The 19,849-nt window shown below is 71.0% G+C and carries 15 protein-coding genes; 4 read left to right on the top strand and 11 right to left on the bottom strand.

Going from position 1 to position 19,849, the window contains the following annotated elements:
* A partial coding sequence (locus Aco04nite_RS21335; protein WP_212999007.1) for a transposase family protein occupies window positions 1-646 on the top strand: 646 nt, incomplete at its 5' end.
* 363 nt (window positions 647-1,009) lie between these two features.
* Here Aco04nite_RS21335 and Aco04nite_RS21330 read toward each other — a convergent pair.
* From Aco04nite_RS21330 to Aco04nite_RS21290, 9 genes are all read right to left on the bottom strand, one after another.
* The gene (locus Aco04nite_RS21330) at window positions 1,010-1,387 is read right to left on the bottom strand and encodes a hypothetical protein (protein WP_212999006.1); all 378 of its coding nucleotides are present in this window, start codon (window positions 1,385-1,387) and stop codon (window positions 1,010-1,012) included.
* Window positions 1,388-1,937: 550 nt separating this feature from the next.
* The gene (locus tag Aco04nite_RS21325; RefSeq protein ID WP_212999005.1) at window positions 1,938-4,988 is read right to left on the bottom strand and encodes an NACHT domain-containing protein; all 3,051 of its coding nucleotides are present in this window, start codon (window positions 4,986-4,988) and stop codon (window positions 1,938-1,940) included.
* A 15-nt stretch (window positions 4,989-5,003) separates the two neighbouring features.
* Window positions 5,004-5,510, bottom strand: coding sequence for an endonuclease V (locus tag Aco04nite_RS21320; protein ID WP_212999004.1), 507 nt, complete (start codon window positions 5,508-5,510; stop codon window positions 5,004-5,006).
* A gap of 20 nt (window positions 5,511-5,530) precedes the next feature.
* Window positions 5,531-6,241: an alpha/beta hydrolase gene (locus Aco04nite_RS21315; RefSeq protein WP_212999003.1), complete on the bottom strand. Its 711-nt coding sequence runs from the start codon at window positions 6,239-6,241 to the stop codon at window positions 5,531-5,533.
* An 8-nt stretch (window positions 6,242-6,249) separates the two neighbouring features.
* Window positions 6,250-7,146, bottom strand: coding sequence for an alpha/beta hydrolase (locus Aco04nite_RS21310; protein ID WP_212999002.1), 897 nt, complete (start codon window positions 7,144-7,146; stop codon window positions 6,250-6,252).
* A gap of 50 nt (window positions 7,147-7,196) precedes the next feature.
* Entirely contained in the window at window positions 7,197-9,920 is a 2,724-nt protein-coding gene (locus Aco04nite_RS49675) for a helix-turn-helix transcriptional regulator (protein ID WP_212999001.1), read from the bottom strand.
* The gene (locus Aco04nite_RS21300; RefSeq protein ID WP_212999000.1) at window positions 9,917-11,212 is read right to left on the bottom strand and encodes an alpha/beta hydrolase; all 1,296 of its coding nucleotides are present in this window, start codon (window positions 11,210-11,212) and stop codon (window positions 9,917-9,919) included. The genes Aco04nite_RS49675 and Aco04nite_RS21300 overlap by 4 nt, the downstream gene beginning before the upstream one ends.
* 100 nt (window positions 11,213-11,312) lie before the next feature.
* Entirely contained in the window at window positions 11,313-14,003 is a 2,691-nt protein-coding gene (locus Aco04nite_RS21295) for a LuxR family transcriptional regulator (RefSeq protein WP_212998999.1), read from the bottom strand.
* 38 nt (window positions 14,004-14,041) lie between these two features.
* Window positions 14,042-15,268 carry a sulfite oxidase gene (locus Aco04nite_RS21290; RefSeq protein ID WP_212998998.1) on the bottom strand — a complete coding sequence of 409 codons (1,227 nt, stop codon included), beginning with the start codon at window positions 15,266-15,268 and terminating at the stop codon, window positions 14,042-14,044.
* Between the two features lie 208 nt (window positions 15,269-15,476).
* Here Aco04nite_RS21290 and Aco04nite_RS21285 point away from each other — a divergent pair, with 208 nt between their 5' ends.
* Both Aco04nite_RS21285 and Aco04nite_RS48970 read left to right on the top strand, forming a co-directional pair.
* A complete protein-coding gene (locus Aco04nite_RS21285) occupies window positions 15,477-16,433 on the top strand; it encodes a TIGR03557 family F420-dependent LLM class oxidoreductase (RefSeq protein WP_212998997.1) in 957 nt (318 codons plus the stop codon).
* An 84-nt stretch (window positions 16,434-16,517) separates the two neighbouring features.
* A complete protein-coding gene (locus tag Aco04nite_RS48970; protein ID WP_244876164.1) occupies window positions 16,518-17,165 on the top strand; it encodes a hypothetical protein in 648 nt (215 codons plus the stop codon).
* Between the two features lie 32 nt (window positions 17,166-17,197).
* Here the strand turns inward: Aco04nite_RS48970 and Aco04nite_RS21275 are convergent, their stop codons facing one another.
* Both Aco04nite_RS21275 and Aco04nite_RS21270 read right to left on the bottom strand, forming a co-directional pair.
* Entirely contained in the window at window positions 17,198-17,551 is a 354-nt protein-coding gene (locus Aco04nite_RS21275) for a VOC family protein (protein WP_212998996.1), read from the bottom strand.
* 4 nt (window positions 17,552-17,555) lie between these two features.
* Complete coding sequence (locus Aco04nite_RS21270) at window positions 17,556-18,761, bottom strand: acyltransferase family protein (RefSeq protein ID WP_212998995.1); 1,206 nt, start codon at window positions 18,759-18,761, stop codon at window positions 17,556-17,558.
* Window positions 18,762-18,837: 76 nt separating this feature from the next.
* Here Aco04nite_RS21270 and Aco04nite_RS21265 point away from each other — a divergent pair, with 76 nt between their 5' ends.
* Window positions 18,838-19,806, top strand: a complete 969-nt coding sequence (locus Aco04nite_RS21265) for a DNA topoisomerase IB (protein WP_212998994.1) — start codon at window positions 18,838-18,840, stop codon at window positions 19,804-19,806.
* The last annotated feature ends 43 nt before the right edge of the window (window positions 19,807-19,849 follow it).

Here is a 19,849-nt window from a genome sequence, read left to right as displayed (position 1 = left end):
CTCTCGGGCGACCGCTTACCGTTACCTTGCCGAAGGCATCGCGGTTCTGGCCGCCCGCCGGCCCGACTTGCACGAGGCGTTGCGGCGGGCCGCCGCCGACGGCTGGGCGTTCGTCATCCTGGACGGCAAACTCTTCGACTGCGACCGGGTCACCGAAACCGTGTCCAGCGTCAAAGGCGACAGCATCGATGCTTGGTACTCGGGAAAGCACCACGACTTCGGCGCGAACATCCAAGCAATCATGCTCCCGAACGGCCTACCGATCTGGACCGCCGAGGCCATGCCCGGGCATTTGCATGACCTGACCTGCGCCCGGAACCTTCATATCACCGCCGCATTGAACTGGGCTGCCGCCGAACTCGACCTGCCCACCCTGGCCGACTCCGGCTACGAAGGCGCAGGCCACGGCATCAAAACCCCGGTCAAGCAACCCGCCGACGGCAAACCCCTCGCCCTCGCCAACCGCAGCGTCAACCGGCTACTACGCGGCCTGCGCTGGCAAGGCGAACGCGGCTTCGCCATCCTGGTCGGACGTTGGAAAACGTTGCGGCACACCACCATCAGCCCCCGCAAAATCGGCGACGTCATCGCGGCAGCGCTGCACCTCACCCATTTCGAATACCGCTACCTCAACGAATCTTGCTGAGATCACGTCAGTGGACGGTGACGCCGTGTGTTGCATTCGTGGGAGCCGGCCGAAGGTCATCCGACTTGGGTTCAGGTGTGCACTTTTATTGCGCCGAATCCCTGAATGGCGCAATGAATGTGAGCGCCGGTTGTCGAGCGCACTGTAATCATGCCTCAGCTTATTAGGAGGGTTGTTCGGGGCCTGCCTTGAGCTACAGATCGCCGCAGGTGGACGGCCGGATCTCCCCGTCCTGAACAATCCTCCCTGAATGCACGGCTCACCCATGGCCGTCGATGATGATTTCGGCCGTTGTGCGTGAGGCTCGAAGAAGATTCTCTTGTGTGTATGCGTGGCGTCATCGGGGTGGTGCCCCGAGCGGGGTCAGGTGTTGGTGGGCAAGCATGCGGCTGCGTACTTCACCTGCCAGCGGTTGATGAAACGGGTCCAGTCGAACAGGTCACCGGCGGCACGCCTGCGGTCACGCTCGGCGTCGGCGTCAGCGTCGGCCTGCGTGGCGTTCGCTGCACGGAACAACGCACGTGCTGCCTCGATCCACCCGAGGTTGCCGTCCGGCGTCCGCGCCTCGGGAGAGTCGCGTCGCAGCCGGGCGGTATGGCCCAAGGCTTTCCCGAACGCGCGCCGGACCCGGTGCTCACGGCGGAACACTTCGGTTGCCGCGGAATAGTTCCGGCGCCGCGTGGGGTCACGTAGCCAGGCCAATTCGACTACCGTGAAAATTTCCAGCTGCGCGTATTCCATCCCTTAATTCTTCTCAGGGATTCGCATGATCGTAAGGGGGAGGCGTGCCATTGCGGGGTTGAGATAGATCATAGGAGCGTGAATGGCAGATGGTGAGTATTCAGTAGGTTGGAAAATGGTGGCGACCATTGTCAGACTGTGACGGTGCTCCGAACGACAGAGACAGAGAGGCTCCCTCGGTGGGGGCCTGGAATCCACAGTAGCCAGGAAGTGGAAGACCGCTCGCAGTCGACCTCGACCGGGACAGAACACAGGCCTCCGTGTTCAAGTCGCCTACCGGCTCGACGGCACCCTGGCCTGGATATCCGACGCGATCAACGGAGCGCGCCACGACACGTACGCGTTGAAACATTCCGGAATTCTGGTCACGGCCGGCCCCTGAAAACCTTCCCCGAAACCATCAGCACCGTCATCGCACGCCACTTGTGCAAGATCGCCTGTGAATAACCCTCAAGGTATAGGTTTTGGACGAGGTAACTGACTGTGAGCATCGTGGCTGTCAGGTTCAGGACGATGACCGGAATCTGAGCGTCCGCCGGGGTCAGAGAGTTCAGGCGTCGCGCAGGTCTCCCAGCCCCGGTGTGTCGTCAGGCAGCCCGGCCAAGCATGCGACGACGAGGCCGGGGTCGCCGTAGCCGTGCCTGATGATCCCGTCCACCAGCCGGACCACGTCGGGCGGGGACAGGCGGTGGGCGTCGCGGGTCAGGGAGCGCAGGATCGCCTCGGTGTTCGGTTCGCGGTCGCCGGGTTCGAGGTCCGGGGCGCGCCAGCCGAAACGGGCGACCGTGCGGACAGCTCGTTCGTAGGCCGTGAGCAGGGCAGCCGGCTCGTCGGCGAGGCTTGAGGCCAGGAACATCCGGATCAGGCTGGCGGCGACCGGTTCCAGCTCGCCCGGACCCTGGATGACGACGCTCAGGACGGTGTCCGGGAGCCGCCGCAGCAGCGGATCGAGGGCGCTGCGCAACATGTCGTCGGAGAGGGCGCCGCTGAGCCGCATAGAGTTCAGGGCCGGCGCCAGCTCGAAGTAGTCGCTGAAGACGCCACCGGGAGCCCATCCGGCTTCCTCACTGTCCGGGGCGAAGTTGTGGGACCAGAGCATGCCCCCATCGCATTCCTCGCCGGGGTTGAGGATGAGGTCGCGGCGGGAGTCCGTGGTCCATTCGCGGGAGACGGTGATGGTGGCGACGGTGTCCAGCCAGATGCCGCTGGGGACGGCGGCTCGCCATTGCAGAGAGGTGTCGCGCAGCCAGGCGGCAGGGTCTTTCGCGTGTTGGAAGAGTTCGGATGCGGGGAGCGGGCCGCCGCAGGCCAGGGTGAGGAGCATCAGGTTGAACGAATATGTGGCCATCCAGTGGTCGATGCGTTTGTCGATGGGCTGGTAGCGGCGTTCGGTGTACTGGGGGCGGGTGACCGCCGTGCGTAAGCGGTCCACCAGCCATTCCCGGGTCTGTGCGGGGTCCGGCCGGCGCAGGAGTTCGGTGATGAAGGGCAGGATCGTTGCGCGGGTGGTCAGCGGGGTGAAGCCGAGCAGCGACTGCAGCAGGTCGTCGTCGTTGGCCGGGCCTATGTGCAGGCTGCGGGCCTGGGAGCGGGCGGCCGCATCGCGGACCGCCTGGACCACGAGCCGGGCGATCAGATATTCGCCGAAGGTGGCGTGCAGGAATTCGTACGTCTGCAGGGTGCGGTCGTCCTGCCTGGCCTGGGCTCGCTGGATGAAGAAGAAGCGGCCGACCATCTCCTGGCCGGCGGTGAGCGGCGTGCGGAAGTCCTCGGTGCGGGCCGGGGTGGCGGGGTGCAGGCCCAGGCCGGCGAGGTCGCGGTCGAGTTCTTCCGTGGTGGCCCAGAGGCGGAGGCGGTGGAACATGGCGAAGGCGACGACCGAGAGGCGCAGGAGCTCGGCGTCGATCAGGGCGGGCAGGTGGGATTCGGCGAGGCCGGGGTGGAGGCGGCGGACCTCGCGGCGGGCGAATTCGCTGAGGAGGCGTTCGTACAGTTGGCCGGTGTCGAGGTTTTCCTCGTCCGGCAACCGGTGGCCGCTGGCGTCGTAGAGGGCGAGCATCAGCAGCAGTAGGGGCTGGGCGGCGAGGTCGGGGAAGCGGTGCAGGGCGGCGAGGGGGACCGGGCGGCGGTCCGGGTTGATGCTGTTCCAGATTTCGAGCCAGCGGGCTACCTGGGCGTCGTCGAAGGCTTCGAGGCGGACGGCGAGGGCGCCGGTGGGGAGGCGGGCGCGGTCGGCCACGGCGACGCGGCTGGTGACCATGACGGCTACCGGGCGGCCCAGGGTGGACTCGCGTTCCTGGAAGGCTGCGACGCGGTGGAGGTAGTCGGACTGGTGGATGCCGGTGACCTGGAGGAGCTCGTCGAAGCCGTCGAGCAGCAGGACGGGCATCGCGCCGTCGGCGTCGCGGGTGAGGTCGGCCCAGGAGACGGTTTCGCCGATGGTCGTACGCAACGCCTGCTCGATCTGGTCCTGGATCTCCGCTTCCGCGCGCACATCACGCAGGGCGACCCGGACGACCAGGTAGTCGGCGGCGGGCAGGCGGGCGGCGAGGATCCGGGTGAGCGACGACTTGCCCGCGCCGGGATGCCCGAGCAGGACCATCGGCGCCTCGGCGGCCTGCGGGGTGGTCAGGTAGGTGGCCAGGAACCCGGCGAAGTCGCCACGCGGATCGGCGGTGTCCCACCAGCTCTCCTCGGCGGGCCGGGCTCCGGGCCCGGCGGGCCGCACCCGGAAACGCGGATCTATGTACGCCGTGGCGAGGCTGGGAATGAGTACGTCACCCGCGTCACCGCCCAGGATCGGCCGGTCCAGCACCGCACGGTACGCCGTGGCGAGCGCCGCCCGTTGCCGCTGCGGCCCGCGCTGCGAGGTGGTCTCGTGCAACGCGACTTCGAGGGCTTCCAGGCCCCGCGCGGTGGCCCGGTCCTCCAGCTGGCGCAGCCAGAACCCGAACTCCGGGATCTCCAGCGCGAGCCGCCGCACCGACTCGTCGTACCGCGCGGCGGCACGCTCAGGCGCCCGTTCCAGCGACTGGGCCACCGTCCGTTGGGTGGTCTCGTCGGCGTCGGCGAGGATGGCCAGTCCGTTGAGGAACACCTGGGCCTTCGTCCTCGTCAGGGCGAACCACGCCGTCAGCTCGGCGAGCAACTGGTCGTAGCCCCGCTCGGGCGCCGGCACCGGAATCGGGGAGTCCTTCAGGAAACCGACGAGGTTGGTGGCGGCCACGGGCGAGGAGACGACGCCGCTCAGGCGTAGCTGCTCGTCGCGGGTGAACTCGGGGGAGCCCAGTCCGGCTTCGGTGAGACAGACGTCGAGGGCCTCGAAGAACGCGGTGACGACGAGGACGCCGTGGGCGGCCTGCAGGCGTACGGTGCGGTCGTAACGGCCCAGGCCGCGTACTGAATCGGAGAGTTTGGCGGCCACCTGGTGGCCGAGCCGGATCGCCTCGGCCTTGGCGTCGAAGAGGCTGAGCGCGACGTCGCTGCCGCCCGCGGTCGCCACGCTGAGCGCGCCGCCGAGCAGGTTGTCGGCGATCGTGATCAGGGGGCCGGAACCGCCCAGCAGCTTGACGGCGTCGGTGTAGGTCAACCCTTTCGGCACGCACCCACTATGGACTCAGTCGCGGGCACGGGCCAAACTGTCGACCCGTTTGAGGGCGTCCGGGAAGCGGTAGGGCCCGGCCATCGCCGTGACCAGGGCGGCGGCGTCGGCCAGGTCGAAGCCTGCGGCCGTCACGAACAGCGGTTTCGTCGTCGCCGTGCCGCGCAGGACCGGCACCGCGTGGGTCGCCCGGTGGAACTCGGTCTTCGCGACGCCGATCACCGGCAGGCCGGTCGCCTCGTGGACGTGGGCGCCGAGGCCCGGGGCTCCGGCCGGGTCCAGGTCGACGTAGCCGTCGACGATCAGCAGGTCCACCGGGGTCGTGGTGGCGAGCACCGCGGCCAGCGCAGGCAGCTCGCGCAGGTAGAACTGGCCGGGCTGGTAGTCCGCGACGGTGTCCAGCCAGGCGGTGCGCTCCTCCACCAGGTCGTCGAACCGGGTGGAGGAGGACACCACGAGAGCCGCGCGGGCGCCACCGGCCGGCGGGTAGTGCACGTCGACTGCCCCGAAGCGTTGGGTCACCGGGACAGTGTGCCCAAGCCTCAGGCGTCGATCGAGGCGAGGGCTTCCTTGATGAGGTCGGCCACCTCACGCGGGTGCGAGAGCATGACCAGGTGCGAGGAGTCGATCTCGATGGCCTTCACGCCGGCCCGGTTGTAACCGAACCGCTCGACGTCGGGGTTGATGGTGTGGTCGGAGCTGGAGACGATGCCCCACGCGGGCTTCGTCTTCCACGCGGCTACGGGGGCCGGCTCGGCGAACGCGGCACCGGCGAGGGGGCGCTGCGAGACCGCGAGGATCCGCGACAGGGCGGGGTCCACGTCGGCCGCGAAGATGTGCGGGAACTTCTCCACGTCGACGGAGACGTCGGTGCCGTCCTCGCCGCCCGGGTTCGGGAACGGGGTGTAGACCAGCGCCGCAGCGAGGTCCGAGTCGGGGAAGCCGCCCTGGAGCTGGCCGAGGCTCTCGCCCTCGTCGAGGGCGTACCCGGCGAGGTAGACCAGGCCCTTCACGTTCTCCTCGGCGCCGGCGACGGTGATGACCGCGCCGCCGTACGAGTGACCGACCAGCAGGACCGGGCCCTTGATGCTGCGCACGACCGAGGCGACATAGGCGGCGTCGCCGACGAGGCTGCGGTTCGGGACGGCCGGGGCGACGACGGGGATGCCCGCGTCGAGCAGCTCGGGGATGAGCGCGGCGTAGCTTGACGCGTCGGCGAAGGCGCCGTGCACGAGTACGACAGTGGTGGACATGGTGCTCCTTACGAGAGGGCGTCGGCCAGGAAACGGCCGGCCTGAACGGTTGCCGAGCGGGCCGCGTGGGTGTCGCGGAGCGCGTCGGCGGTGACGAAGTCGTGGATGGTGCCCTGATAGCGCACGGCGGTCACGGGGACGCCGGCGCTGCGCAACTTGGCCGCGTACGCCTCGCCCTCGTCGCGCAGCACGTCGGCCTCGGCGACGATGACCAGCGCCGGGGGCAGACCGGCGAGCTGCTCCGCGGTGGCACGCAACGGTGAGCACGTGATCTCCGCACGGGCGGCGTCACCCGGGGCGTACTGGTCCCAGAACCGGCGCATGGCGTCGCGGGTCAGCCCGTAGCCGGTGGCGAACTCGCCGTACGAACCGGTCCCGAACGCAGCATCCGTGACCGGGTAGAACAGCACCTGCGCGGCGAGCGTCGGCCCGGACCGCTGCTTGGCCATCAGCGTGACCGCGGCGGCCATCGCGCCGCCCGCCGAGTCACCCGCGATCGCGATGCGTGCCGGGTCGAGTCCGTGCCCGCCGCCGTGCGCCGCGACCCATTCGAGCGCGGCGTAACACTCCTCGACGGCGACCGGGTAGCGGGCCTCGGGGGAGCGGGTGTATCTGACGAACACCACCGCGGCGCGGGCACGGGTGGCCAGCTCACGGACAAGCCGATCATGGGTACGCGCATCGCCGGAGACCCAGCCCTCGCCGTGCAGGTAGACGATCACGGGCAGGATCGCGCCGGCGTCGTCCGGGCGTACCAGGCGGATCCGGACCGTGCCCGAAGGCCCGCCCGCGACCGTGAATTCCTCGGCGCTCTTCTCGGGGAGCGACCGGCGCCCATTCTCGACGCGAGTCTCGTCGGCGAACCGCGCCGCCGCCGGCTCGAGCACCGGCTTGGCGTCCTGCATGCTGGGTCCTTCGCTCGACCGTTGATGTCAGCGAAATCCTCGCGGGCCGGCTACCGCCCCGTCGTCCGTCGAACGACTGCAGGGTCCAGAACCGCCGGCAGCTGTGCGCGGCGGCTGATCCCGAGAATGGGGTACGCCCTGCTCAGATGCGTTCCCACGGTACGTGCCGACAACCCCAGCCGGGCCGCGATCTGCGGGTTCGTCAGCCCCTGCGCGGCGAGCTGCGCCACCTGACGCTGCTGCGGGGTGAGATGGTCGGCGGGCGTCGTCCCCCGCGGCGGCGGCGAGGCGGCGGCGAGCTCCGCCTCGGCCCGGTCCCGCCATGCGGCCACCCCGGCCGCGTCGAAGACATCCCGCGCCGCGCTCAGCAACGGCCGCGACTCCGCCGGCCGGTGCCGCCGGCGCAACCACTGCGCGTAGTCCATCCGGGCGAGCGCCCGCTCGAACCCCCACTGGTCGCTGCCCGGGTCCGCCAGCGACAGCCGGAAGAACGTCTCCGCGTCCGCCCCCGGACCGGCCAGCAGCGCGCGGGCCCTGTTCCAGATCGCCGTCGTCCGCACCGAGCGCAGCGCCCGCACCCGGGACCCGGCCGCCTCCACGATCGGCGCTACCTCCGCCTCGCGTCCCAGCACGACCGCCACCTGGGCGAGATCGGCCAGAGCCAGATCCGAGACCCGGAAATGCAGAGGCTGACCGTACGCGTCGAAGCTGCGCCGGAGCCGATGGAACGCCAGCCCGTACTGCCCCCCGATCCCGGCGACGAGCCCCTGGGCCCGATCGAGGCGCAACTCGTACAGCGCGTGCCGCGACGGCACCAACGCCTCCCGGGCCTGCCGGAACAGCTCGTCGTGCCCGGCCTCCCCGCGCAGCACGGCGACCGAGGCGAGCGTGGCCAGCGCCCCGGCACGCACATCCCCGAAGACCTCACCGCCGTGCTCGCGACCGGCCGTCACGTCGAGCACCTTCGCCGCGCACCGGCGGGCCTCATCGAGGTCCCCGGCGTCGAAGTGCGCCCACGCCAGACCGCCCAGCGCCACCGGATGATGCACCCCGGTCACGGGTGCCAGCTCGTACGCCCGCCGCAGCTGAACCAGGGCCAGCGCCGTCTCGTGCCGCGCCTGCGCCATCGTGCCGAGCGCCACCGCCCGCGGATAGGGACCGGTCCGGTCTCCCCGGCCCGGCCGCTCCGGTTCGTGCAGGGTGCGCTGGGCGACGCCGCCGCGGTCCTCGTCCTCCACGATCGCCCGGCCCCAGACCTTCATGAACTCCGAGGCCGCGGGCAGCTCGTCGCGCACCGCCTGGCGGGACTGCTCGTCACCACGCAACCAGACCGCCCGCAGCCGCATCGGCAGGTCGGAGCGGTTGTCCGCCGGCATCCGGCGGCCCCAGGCCGCATCCCCCGCGAGGTACGCGTGCCTGGCCGCGCGATCGTGGCGCTGCTGGGCCGCATCCGGGTCGGCACTGCGCGCTGCTGCCATGGACAGCGCGTACGTCGCTGCCCTCAGGCGGCCCGCGCGGCTCAACTCGTTCCCGGCGTTCTCGAGAATCGCCGCGCTGCGGTCGTCGGCCGAGGGATCCGCTCGCGCTGTATGCCAGGCCCACGCCGCGGTGCCGTCGGCGATCACGCTGCCCGAAGCGATCACGCTGCCCGGGGCGGGTTCTGTGGGGGCCGGCCCTGTGGGGGCCGGCTTTGCGGCAGCCGGCTTTGCGGCAGCCGGCTTTGCGGCAGCCGGCTTTGCGGCAGCCGGCTTTGCGGCAGCGGGCTTTGCGGCAGCGGGCTTTGTCGGGGCGGGGTGGGGGAGGAGGGCGGCGAGCTGGTGGCGGGCGTCGCGGCTCTGGGCGAGGCCGGCGCGTTCGATGACGGCGGCGCGGATGACGGGGTGGATGAAGAGGTGCCGGGATCCAGGGCGCAGTACGCCGTCGGCGACCAGCCAGGACCACACATCGGGCAGGACCAGGACGTTGAGCGCGGTGGTGACCTGCGGCCCGGGGGTCTCCGTCGCGAACGCCGCCAGCAGGGCCGCCCGCAGCCGGACCGGATCGAGACCCTCGACCATCGGCGCGAGGGCCCGGCGCAGGCGCAGCGGCACCGGCAGCTCGGTGCTCGTGGCGTCGAGCTCGGACTCGGGCGGCAGGGCACGGGCCAGCTCGGTGAGCGCGAGCGGGTTGCCGGCGGCCTGGGCGAGGACCAGCCGGGCACCGGCATGCCCCCGGACCCCCGGCAGCCCGGCAAGCAACCGCTCGGACTCGCCATGACCGAGGCGGTCCACCCCGACGGTACGCATCGGCGGGCAGGCCGGCGCCGTCACCGAACTGGCCAGCACGGCGATCCGGTCCTGCCCGGTGAGCGCCGCACGCGACAACTCGTCGAGCCGGTCCAGGTCATCGACGCAGAACAGATACCGCGAGCTGTCCAGCAAGCGCCGCGCCAGCGAACAGACCGCCGCGTGCAAGGGCGCCGGCGCAGCATCGGGCCCGTCAACGCCGAAGAGCCGCGCAAACGCCGCCGACTCCGCCGCCGGCAACGCCCGGACTTCTCCCTCCACCGGAGTCAGCAACCGCTGCAACCCGGCCCCGGGCAGCGCCTCATCCCCGGCCAGCGCCCTGGTGGCCAGCACCCGCACCCCACCGGCCGCATGCCGCCGCACCGCCTCGGCCAGCACCGCCGACCGCCCCGTCCCCCGAGCCCCCCGCACCAGCACGGACTCACCCCCACCGAGCAGCCCGGCAACGGCGTCCAAGGGCTCGGCCCGCCCCACCAGCGACACGTTCACGCCGCCCCCGGCCCACACACATCGCGCCCCGGCACCAACCCAGCGGACGGTTGAGACTCATCGCCGATCTGCGTCCCAGCGGATGATGGGGGCTCAGCGGCAGGCGGCATCCCGGCGGATGGTTGAGGCCCGGCGGATGGTTGGGGCTCACCCGCAGATTGCGTCTCGGCGCAGGGTTGAGGCTGGACGGATGGTTGGGGCTCACCCGCAGGCTGCGATTCGGCGGGAGGCTGAGGCCTCGCGGAGGCTTGCGGCGCGGCGGAAGGCTGACGCTGAGGTCGAGGCTCAGGCTCACGCTCAGGTCGAGATTGAGGTCTCGCGGAAGGCTGAGGCTGAGGGCGAGGTCGAGGGTCCGGCGCGGTGGTGAAAGCGGCGGTGAGGTGGTCGATCATCTGGCCGAGGGCGGCGCCTGCGGCCGGGGTCCAGCGCAGGGCGTCGAGGACTGCGAAGTCGTGCACCGTGCCGAGGTAGCGCACGGCGGTGACGGCCACTCCCGATGCGCGCAGGCGGGCGCCGAAGCGTTCGGCGCGGTCGCGGGTGACGTCGGCCTCGGCGGTGATCAGCAGCGTCGGCGGGAGGCCTTCCAGAGCGGTTGCCGCGAGGGGGTCCGCAGTCGGGTCGGCGCGGGGCGAATACTCCTGCCAGAGGCGCTGGACGTCGGCCAGGCGCAGGGCGGCGCCGGTCGCGAACTCGGTCGCGGAGGGGTCGCCGGGCAGGGGGCGGCCGAGCGGATAGAGCAGCACCTGGGTGAGCAGCGGCGGGTGACCGTTCGCGGCGGTGTCCCGGTCGGCGAGGGCGACGGCGAGGGCCATCGTGGCGCCGGCGCAGTCGCCGACCAGGGCGATCCTGGTGAGGTCGCCGGTGGCGGGCAGGCCGTTCGCGCGGATCCACGCCAGCGTGGCGGTGAGCTGCTCGACCGCGCCCGGGTGGCGGGCCTCGGGGACCCGGAGGTAGTCGGGGACGACCACGATCGCGCCGGTCACGCCGGACAATGCCACGGCGAGGCGGTGGTGGGTGTCGTAGCCGCCGACGACCCAGCCGCCGCCGTGGGCGTACATGACGATGGGTAGTGGTCCTGATCCGGCCGTGAGAGGCACGAGAACATGGACCCGCAGCGGGCCCCGGGGGGTCGGGATCGTCACCTCGTGGCGGGTGAGGCCGGGCGGATCATCCGGGGGAGCCTGCATCAGATCGAGGGCGAGCCGTGCGTCGTGCGGGCCGATCGCATAGAGATAGGGCGGATGTAGGGCGCCGACCACCAGCCGCCGGGCCGCTTCATCCAACTCAGTCACTCGCACCACAATGATTGTGCCGCGCCCACCTGTCGTCCGTCAGTCGACTGCATCACTGCTTCCCGGCCGTAAGCAGCTTACCCGCCGAAAGGGACGCAGCTCACTCGCGGCGACGGTCGTCAGCCGTGGAAGGTTCGCCGGCGCGGCGGCGGTCGGCGGTGGCGAGGAGGTCGCTGAGCTGGGTGCGGTTGGCGACGCCGAGGTCGGGGAAGACGCGGTAGAGGTGGGAGCCGACGGTGCGCGGGGACAGGAAGAGCCGGGCGCCGATCTCGCGGTTGGTCATGCCGTCGGCGGCGAGCCGGACGATCTGCTCCTGCTGGGCACTGAGCGTGGCGAACGGATCCGCACCCGGGGTAGTCGTCATCCCGGTCCGCAACTCAGCGTGAACCCGGGCGGCCCACCCCGCGGCCCCGAGTCGTTCGAACGTGTCCAGCGCATCGACCAGCACGTCCTGGGCCGGGCGTGGCTGCTGGGCCCGACGCAACCGGTCGGCGCGTTCGGTGGCGAGGACCGCGCGTTCGAACGGCCACCGCCGGGCGTCCGAGGTGTCGAGCAGCGATGCCATCCGCTCGGCCCCGGCTGCGGGATCCTCGTCGAGCAGCGCAGCGGCCAGGTCGAGCCGCCGCCGGGCGCGGCCGCTGAGCCATCGCCCCTCCCACCGCTCGCGCAGTTCCGCGGTGATCCTGGCGGCGTGGTCGAGCCGTCCGGTCTGCCGGGCGGCGGCGATCAGGTCGGGCAGGGCGAGCAGCCGCCACGGATGACCGATGGCACAGGCCAGGGCCAGCATCCGGTACGCCTCGTCGTGCTCGCCCGCCGCCGCCGCTGCCGTCCCCTGCGCCCACCGCAACCGCAGGCCCAGCGCGGGGATGTCGAGCGGGTTGAACTTCCCGTGCCCCAGCAGCTCCCCGGCCCGCTCGGGGCGCCCCCTCCCGTACGCGATGACGGCCAGTTGCAGATGCGCCCCGCCCCGGATGAGTTCGGCCTCGGCCGCGACGGGTGACGACATCAGCGGCACGAACCACCGCTCGGCCTCCACCCACCGGCCCGTGTCGACCAGCGCCCAGCCCGCCGCGCCCGGCGCCGCGAGGAACACCCCGGCCGCGGTGCTCTCGACGACGGCCTCGGTCGCGGGGGTCAGCAACCGCACGGCGTGCTCGGGTTCGTCCAGCAGCGCGGCGGCCGCGCCGACCAGTGCGCCCAGGTTGGCGTCCTCGCTCGGCAGGATCCCGAGCGTCGCGGCCCGGGTCTGCTCGTCCGGGGAGACCACTGCCCGGGGGAAAAGCAGCTGGGGAACAGGCTCCGTGACCGTGCCGAGGGCCGCGCGCAGCCGTTCGCGCAGCGGACCGTCGCCGAGCAGGAAGACCGGAAAGCCCGCGGTGCTGGCGGCGCCCAGGAGCTCGCGGCTTCCCTCGGCCAGGTCCAGCGCCGGCACGAGCAGCTCGGCGGCCACGTCCGGTCGCCCGGCCATGGTCTCCAGCCAGGAATGGAAGCTCATCAGCGGGATCTCGACCGCCGGCATCGGCGCGTCCACCAGCGCTTCCCTCGTCCGGTGCAGGATCTCCCGCGCCCAGCGCAGCCGCCCCGCCGCCCCCGCCCTCCCGGCGGCGGCGAGCAGCACCCCGGGCCGATCCGCCGCGGGCAGCAGCAGCGACGCCTGCTCGAGCAGACTGATCGCGGTGACCGTGCCGGCGCCGTCCAGCAGCCCCGCGGCGTCGATCAGCTCCGCCGCCAGCCCCGGGTCGAGGCTGTCGGCGGCGGCCGCGCGATGCCACAGCGCCCGCCGCGGGTCAGGGGTGGCCGCCGCGAGCGCCCGGTGGGCCTGCCGTTGCGCCTCGGGGCCGGCCGCCTCCAGCACGGCCCGCTCGACCAGCGGATGCCGGAACCGCACGGTCGCGTCGGTCACCGTGATCAGCCCGGCCTCCTCGGCGGGTTGCCAGGCCGCGAGCGTCACCGCCGGCTCGGCCCGCGAGATCACCGCGAAGTTCCGCTCACCCGCGGCGGCCAGGGTCAGGGCCAGCAAGGACAATTCCGGCAGCTCGCGTACGCGCCGGGCGTACACCTGCGCGACCCCGTCACCGTCGCCGGGCAGGTCGGCCCAGTCGCCGTACTCCCGCAGAGCCAGGGGATTGCCCGCCGCCCGCCGCAGGATCTCCAGGCGCCCGGAGCCGCTCGGCGCCCCCGGTAGCCCGTCGAACAGCCGCTCCGACTCCCGCTCCGACAGCGGCGGCACCGTCACCTGGTGCACCAGCTCGGCCAGCTCGACCGGTACCCGCTCGGTGCGGCTCGCGAAGAGCGCCACCACCGGCACGTGCCCCCACGACACCACCGAGGCCAGGGTGAGCAGCAGGTCGAGGCTGGGCGCGTCGACCCGGTCCACGTCATCGACGACCAGGACCATGCTCGCGTTCGTGGCCAGCTGGGCGCAGATGGCGCAGACGGCCGTGCGGAGGGCGAGCAGGGCGACGTCCTGCTCGGCGCCCCGCAGCGCGGAGCGCACGGCCTGCCGCTGCCCTTCGGGCAGCTCGTCCAGGTCGGCTCGTTCCAGCAGCGGGCGCAGGGCGGAGTAGGGAGCGGCGGCGCCCTTGCCCTCGCCGCTGGTCCGCACGAGCGGATACCCGAGGTCGACCGCCCGCCCGGCAAAACTCTCGATCAGCGACGACTTCCCGATCCCCGCCGGCCCGACCAGCATCGCCACCGTCGCCTCCGGCCGCGCCGGGTCGAGCAGTGCTGCCAGCTCGCCCCAGACGCCACCCCGGCCGACCAGCCCGGGGGCATCCCGGTCGAGTTCCATGCCCCCATTGGATCACACGCGATTCACGCAGACCGAGGTCAGACGGCGACCACCGGATGCCGCACCACAGCGTCGAAGAGATACCCGAGGGTGTTGTATGCGGCCACCTCCGGCTGGCTGTTCCCGTGCACGTCGGTGGCCCGCGCGAGCAACTCGTGCTCGCCCGCCTCCGGCCGCCAGTCGAGCTCCCACCGCTGCCACGCCGCGCCCTCACTGCCACCCACCGGCCGCGCCCGCCGCCACTGTGCGCCACCGTCCGTACTCACCTCGACGTGCCTGATGGCACCACCCGCCGACCACGACCGTCCCCGCAGCCGCGTGGTGCGCCCCGCGGTGAACTGCGCACCCCGGTCGACCTCGAACGCGCTCTTGACGACCTGCCGGTCGAACGGCTTCCCTTCGACGGGAAAGCCGGGCCCGAAAAGCCGGTAGAACTGGGTGTTCCAGGGGGAGAACAGCGGTTCGTCGGCGACCTCGATGCTGCCCAGCCATTTGATCGACGAGATACCGATCCAGTGCGGCACGATCAGGCGGGCGGGCGCACCGTGATCGGGTGGCAGCGGTTCACCATTCATCTCGTACGCGACGAGCACGTCCCGCAGTGCCTTCCGCACCGGCAACGGCCGCCGCACCGGGCCCAGGTCGACGCCCCCGGTGACATAGTTCGGGTCGAGCCCGGCCGGCATGACGTCAACGGCGTTGCTCCCGAGCCCGGCGTGCCGCAGCAGCGTCGACAGCCGTACCCCACGCCACCGCGCGACCCCGACGGCGCCGAGCTGCCACGCCGTACCCGACACCGTCTGCCCCTGCTGGCTGCTGAAGAAGCTCCGCCCGTTGCCCGCGCACTCCACGGCGGCCGTGAGCGTGACGGCGGGCAGGCGCACCAGGTCTGCGTACGTGTAATCGACCGGTCCCCGCCTCAGCCCGGCGCCGGTGACCTGAAGTCGCCAGGAGTCGCGGTCGATGATCGGGGTGCTGGTGTGGTTGCGCACGAAGAACCGGTCGATCGGGACGTGGTAGCCCTGCCCGGCCATCGCTGACCAGCGCATCTCGGCATTGGTGCCGAACACGGTGAACAGGTCCGGAGGCAGCGGCTTCACGATCGGCCCTGCCGCTGCTTGCCCAGGGCTTTCCACGGCTGCCGCGCCGGCCATGCCCGCACTGACAGCGGCCGTGAGTTTCAGCAGGTCACGCCGGGAGAAACCGCGCGCCTCACCCGCCTGCCACTGGCGTAGGCGGCGCAGGTCATAGGTGCTCTCGTCCATCGACGCACTCCTCTGTCCGGGTGCACCGCATGCTAGCCCTATCGGCGCGGTAGGAAAACCCGATGCCGGGTTTGCCGGAATCCCGCAGGGGAACTCGATCCGTTGTGTGCAACTTGGTTGTGTGCAATTAAATTGTGCACAACTTAATTGCACACAACCTAATGGTGCACAACTCAACGCTGGGACAGCACAAACGAGGGGGAGAGCGATGAAGTTCGGGTACAAGCTGGCCGCGGAGGGTTTCGGCCCCAAGGAGCTCATCCGGCAGGCCGTCCGCGCGGAGCAGGCCGGGTTCGACTTCGTGGAGATCAGCGACCACTACCACCCGTGGCTGGACGTGCAGGGACACTCGCCGTTCGCGTGGACGGTGCTCGGCGCGATCGCCGCGAAGACCGACCGGATCGGGCTCGCGACCGGGGTCACCTGCCCGACCGTGCGCTACCACCCGGCGATCATCGCCCAGGCCGCGGCGACACTGGCCATCGTCTCCGACAATCGGTTCACGCTCGGGGTCGGGTCGGGGGAGCGCCTCAACGAGCACGTCGTCGGTCAGGGATTCCCGAGCGTGCGGGGTCGCCAGGAGCGCCTGCGTGAGGCGCTGGAGATCATCAAGCTGCTGTGGCAGGGCGGCTACCAGTCGTACGAGGGCAAGCACCTGCAGCTCGAGGACGCCCGCGTCTTCGACCTGCCGGACGAGCTTCCCGTGATCGCCGTCGCCGCGGGTGGGCGCAACGCCGCCGAGATGGCCGCTGAGCTGGGTGACGGCCTGTTCGCCACCGAGCCGCGCGCCGACCTCGTGGAAAGCTACCGGGGTGCCGGTGGCGCCGGGCCGCTCTACGCCGAGGTGCCGATGGCCTGGGCCGAAACCGCTGAGGCGGGCGTGGCCGCGGCGTTCGAGACGACCCGCTGGGCGCTGACCGGCTGGAAGGTCATGAGCGAGCTCCCCAACCCCGTCAACTTCGAGGCCGCCTCGCAGACCGTCCGCAAGGAGGACATCAGCGAGCACTTCGCGACCGGCCCGGACGCGGAACCGTATGTCGCCGCGGTGCGCGACTACGTCACGGCCGGCTTCGACCACATCGTCCTGCAGAACGCCGGCCCGGACCCGGACGGCTTCCTCGACTTCTTCCAGAAAGATCTCGGCGACAAGCTGCGTGCCCTCTGAATCTGCCCCCAAGGTTAGATAATCACTTCCTGGCCGTACATACAAGACTTGTCATTCCGGTACGCGGACAGCACGCTTTCTCTCATGCGATGGGATCCCGTGACGACGGTCAGGAATGCGCTCTGGATCGGCGGTGGTCAGTGGTCGGGAAAGTCCACGGTCGCCGGAATCATCGCCGATCGGCACGGCCTCACCCATTACCATTACGATTATCATGATGCGCGCGGCCACCAGGATCGCCGGGTGGCCGCGCGACTGCGCCGCGGTGAATCGCCCGGTGATCCGCACCCCGACCGTGTCTGGGTCACCCCGAGTCCCCAGGAAATGGCATCAACGGTCCTGGCCGGTTTCCCGGAACGTTTCGAGTGGGTCCTGGATGACCTGCGTGCGCTCGGCACGCCGCGTCCGGTCATCGTGGACGGGTGGGGTATCCGCCCGGAGCTGGTGGTGCGGGTCGCCGGCTCTCCGCGGCAGATGGTCGTTCTGGTGCCGACCGAGGAATTCCGGCGCCATCAGCTCGCCGTTCTCCCGCGTGCGGGCACCTTCAACGCTCGGGTGAGCGACCCGGTAAAGGCTCAGCGTAACCGTGTCGCGCGCGACGGCCTGATCATTCAGGACGTGACCGAAAATGCGAAGCTTTCAGGCGTGATCATTATTGAGGTCGACGGGAGCCGGGGCGTTGAGGCGACAGCGGAAATGGTCGCTGATCATTTTTCGCCGTTCCTGGCGTGAGTGTCGTGGCGTGAGTGTCCTGGGCTGAGCGGTCAGGCGGGCTGCCACAACTCGATGCGGTTGCCCTCGGGGTCGGTGACCCAGCCGAATCGGCCGACGCCGTCCATGTCCTGTGTCTCCTGCGCGACGTCCGCGCCCTTGCCGCGCAGCTGGGCGAGCATCGCGTCGAGGTCGCGGACCCGGAAGTTGAGCATGGTCTGCTGGGCCGGGGATCCGAAGTAGTCGCTGTCGGACGGGAACGGCGCGAACACCGTCGGGCCGGCTTCCTGCTGCCACGTGCCGTTCTCGTCGGCGTCCAGGCCGAGAAAGTCGCGATACCAGGAGCTGAGGGCGTCCGGGTCGGCGGCGCGCAGGAAGTATCCACCTATACCGAGTACCCGTTCCATGTCGCTATCCTGCCAGGCCGTGCCGGTCATCGGCGGGAGCGGGAGCCCGGCGGCGGCCGAGTCGCTGGCCGGGCAGTTCGACATAGCGATAGGTCAGCTCGCAGATGCCGAACAGCAGCGTCAGATAGGCGACGACGGCAAGCGCCTGCACAGGCACGGAGAGGTCGCGGGGGAGTGCGGGTGCGAGCAGCTGGATCAGGACGTAGTGCACGAGGTAGACGGAGTAGCTGATCACTCCCGCGTGGGCCAGCCAGCGTGGTGTGCGCCGGCGCCGGGTTGCCATGCCGAGGGCGAAGGATCCCGCGAAGACGAGCAACGTGATGACGGACCGCGTCATGTATCGCGGGGTCAGGGCGTGCAGCGACGTGAGCTCCGCGAACCAGTTGACGAGCAGCGCCGTGGCCACGACCGTGCCCGTGACGATCACCGGCCACCAACCGGTCTGCCCGTGGTCCGCGCGGTAGATGGTTGTCCCGGTGAACATCACGGCCAGGATGAGCAGGCCGTCCCAGGAATGCGCGGGATCCATGTTCGCCACGAGCAGCGTGCCGGCCAGCCCGCCCAGCACGAGTCCGCCGATCACGACCGCGCGTCGCCGCCGGCTGGTGACCGCGAACAGGCCGGCCCCCAGCAGCACGATCACGCCCGCGATGACGGGAGAGCTTCCCGGGACCAGCTGAGGGACGAGCGGCGCGGTCGCGACGCCGACAGCGGCGAGCACCACGGAGAGTACGGCGTCCGCGCGCGGGATGCGCAGGGCGAACAACGCGGTGACCAGCAGGTAGAACGCCATCTCGAAGGTGAGCGTCCAGAACACGGGCGTCACCAGCGGCACGCCGAGCAGGAACGGCATCATGCCGGCATGCGCGGCGGCCGAGGTCCCCGGATGAGCGGCCAGGAACGAATCCAGCGGCACCCGCCCGGCAATGCCCAGCCCCACGACGGCGGCGCTGACCACCGCGTAGAGCGGCACCAACCGGCGCAGCCGGCTCACCCAGAACCGCCGCAGATCCCCGTGCCGTTCCAGCGAGGCCGGGATGATGTAGCCGCTGACCAGGAAGAACAGCATCACCCCAGCGGTGCCGGCGTTCAGCCACTCGCTGGAGAACTCCCGGGCGCCGCGGAACAGGTAGCGGCTGAGGTGCGCGTACAGCACGAGCAGGACAGCAACCGCCCGCAACCCGTCGAGCCAGGCCAGCCGCTGTCGCATCGACGAAGGATATTGCGCGTTTGCCCGGGTCGCGGCGGGGCATCCCCCGAGCCCCGGAAAAGAGGAGTGCGGCACCATGCGGCTTCGGCGTAGCGATCTCACCAAGGCCGGGTACGCCCGGAAGCGGCGCGGCACCGGCTTCAGCTACCTCGGCACCGACGGAACCGCGCTCAGGGACGCCGCCACGATCGCCCGCATCAAGGCGCTCGTCATCCCACCGGCCTGGACCGGCGTCTGGATCAGCACCGACGACCGCGGCCACATCCAGGCCACCGGTCAGGACGCCGCGGGGCGTAAGCAGTACATCTACCACCCGCAATGGCGCTCGGACCGCGACGGCAAGAAGTTCGACCACGCCGTTGCCGTCGCCGCCCGGCTGCCCGACCTGCGCAAGCGGTTGTGCGCGGATCTGACCGGCCGCGGTCTGTCCCGCGCACGCGTGCTCGCCGCGGTGGTCCGGCTGCTCGACATGGGCATGTTCCGCGTCGGCAGCGACCAGTACGCCCAGCGCGAGGAAGACCCCACCTACGGCCTGTCCACCCTGCGCCCCGACCACGTTCACACCCGGTCCGGCGCGGTGACGCTCGACTTCGTCGGTAAGTCCGGCAAGTCGCACGCGCTCCCGGTCGAGGACGAGGACGTCTGCCGGGTCCTGCGCGCCCTTCGCCGCCGGCGCCGGGAATCGGACCGCCTGTTCGCCTACTGGGAACCGTCCGCGCGCCGCTGGCACGAGGTGCACGCCGACGAGATCAACGCTTACCTGCGCGAGATCAGCGGTGAGCAGATGAGCGCCAAGGACTTCCGAACCTGGCACGGGACGGTCAAGGCCGCGGCGGAACTCGCCGAGGCAGGCGCCCAGGAGACCCCGACCGGCCGGAAACGCGCCGTCTCGCACGCGATGAAGGAGGTCGCGGAGCTGCTGGGCAACACCCCGGCGGTGGCGCGCGGCGCCTACGTCGATCCGCGCGTGCTGGACGCCTACGAGCGTGGCGAGACCGCCGACCCGCCTACGGAGAAGGCGGTTCTGAACCTGCTCACCGGGTGATGTTCAGTTTCCCGTGCTCCCGGCCGATCACAAGGTGCATGGG

It is taken from the genome of Winogradskya consettensis (assembly GCF_018332715.1).
Taxonomy (GTDB): domain Bacteria; phylum Actinomycetota; class Actinomycetes; order Mycobacteriales; family Micromonosporaceae; genus Actinoplanes; species Actinoplanes consettensis.
The sequence above is the reverse complement of the archived record's forward strand: the minus strand, read 5'-3'. Positions and strand labels throughout refer to the sequence as shown.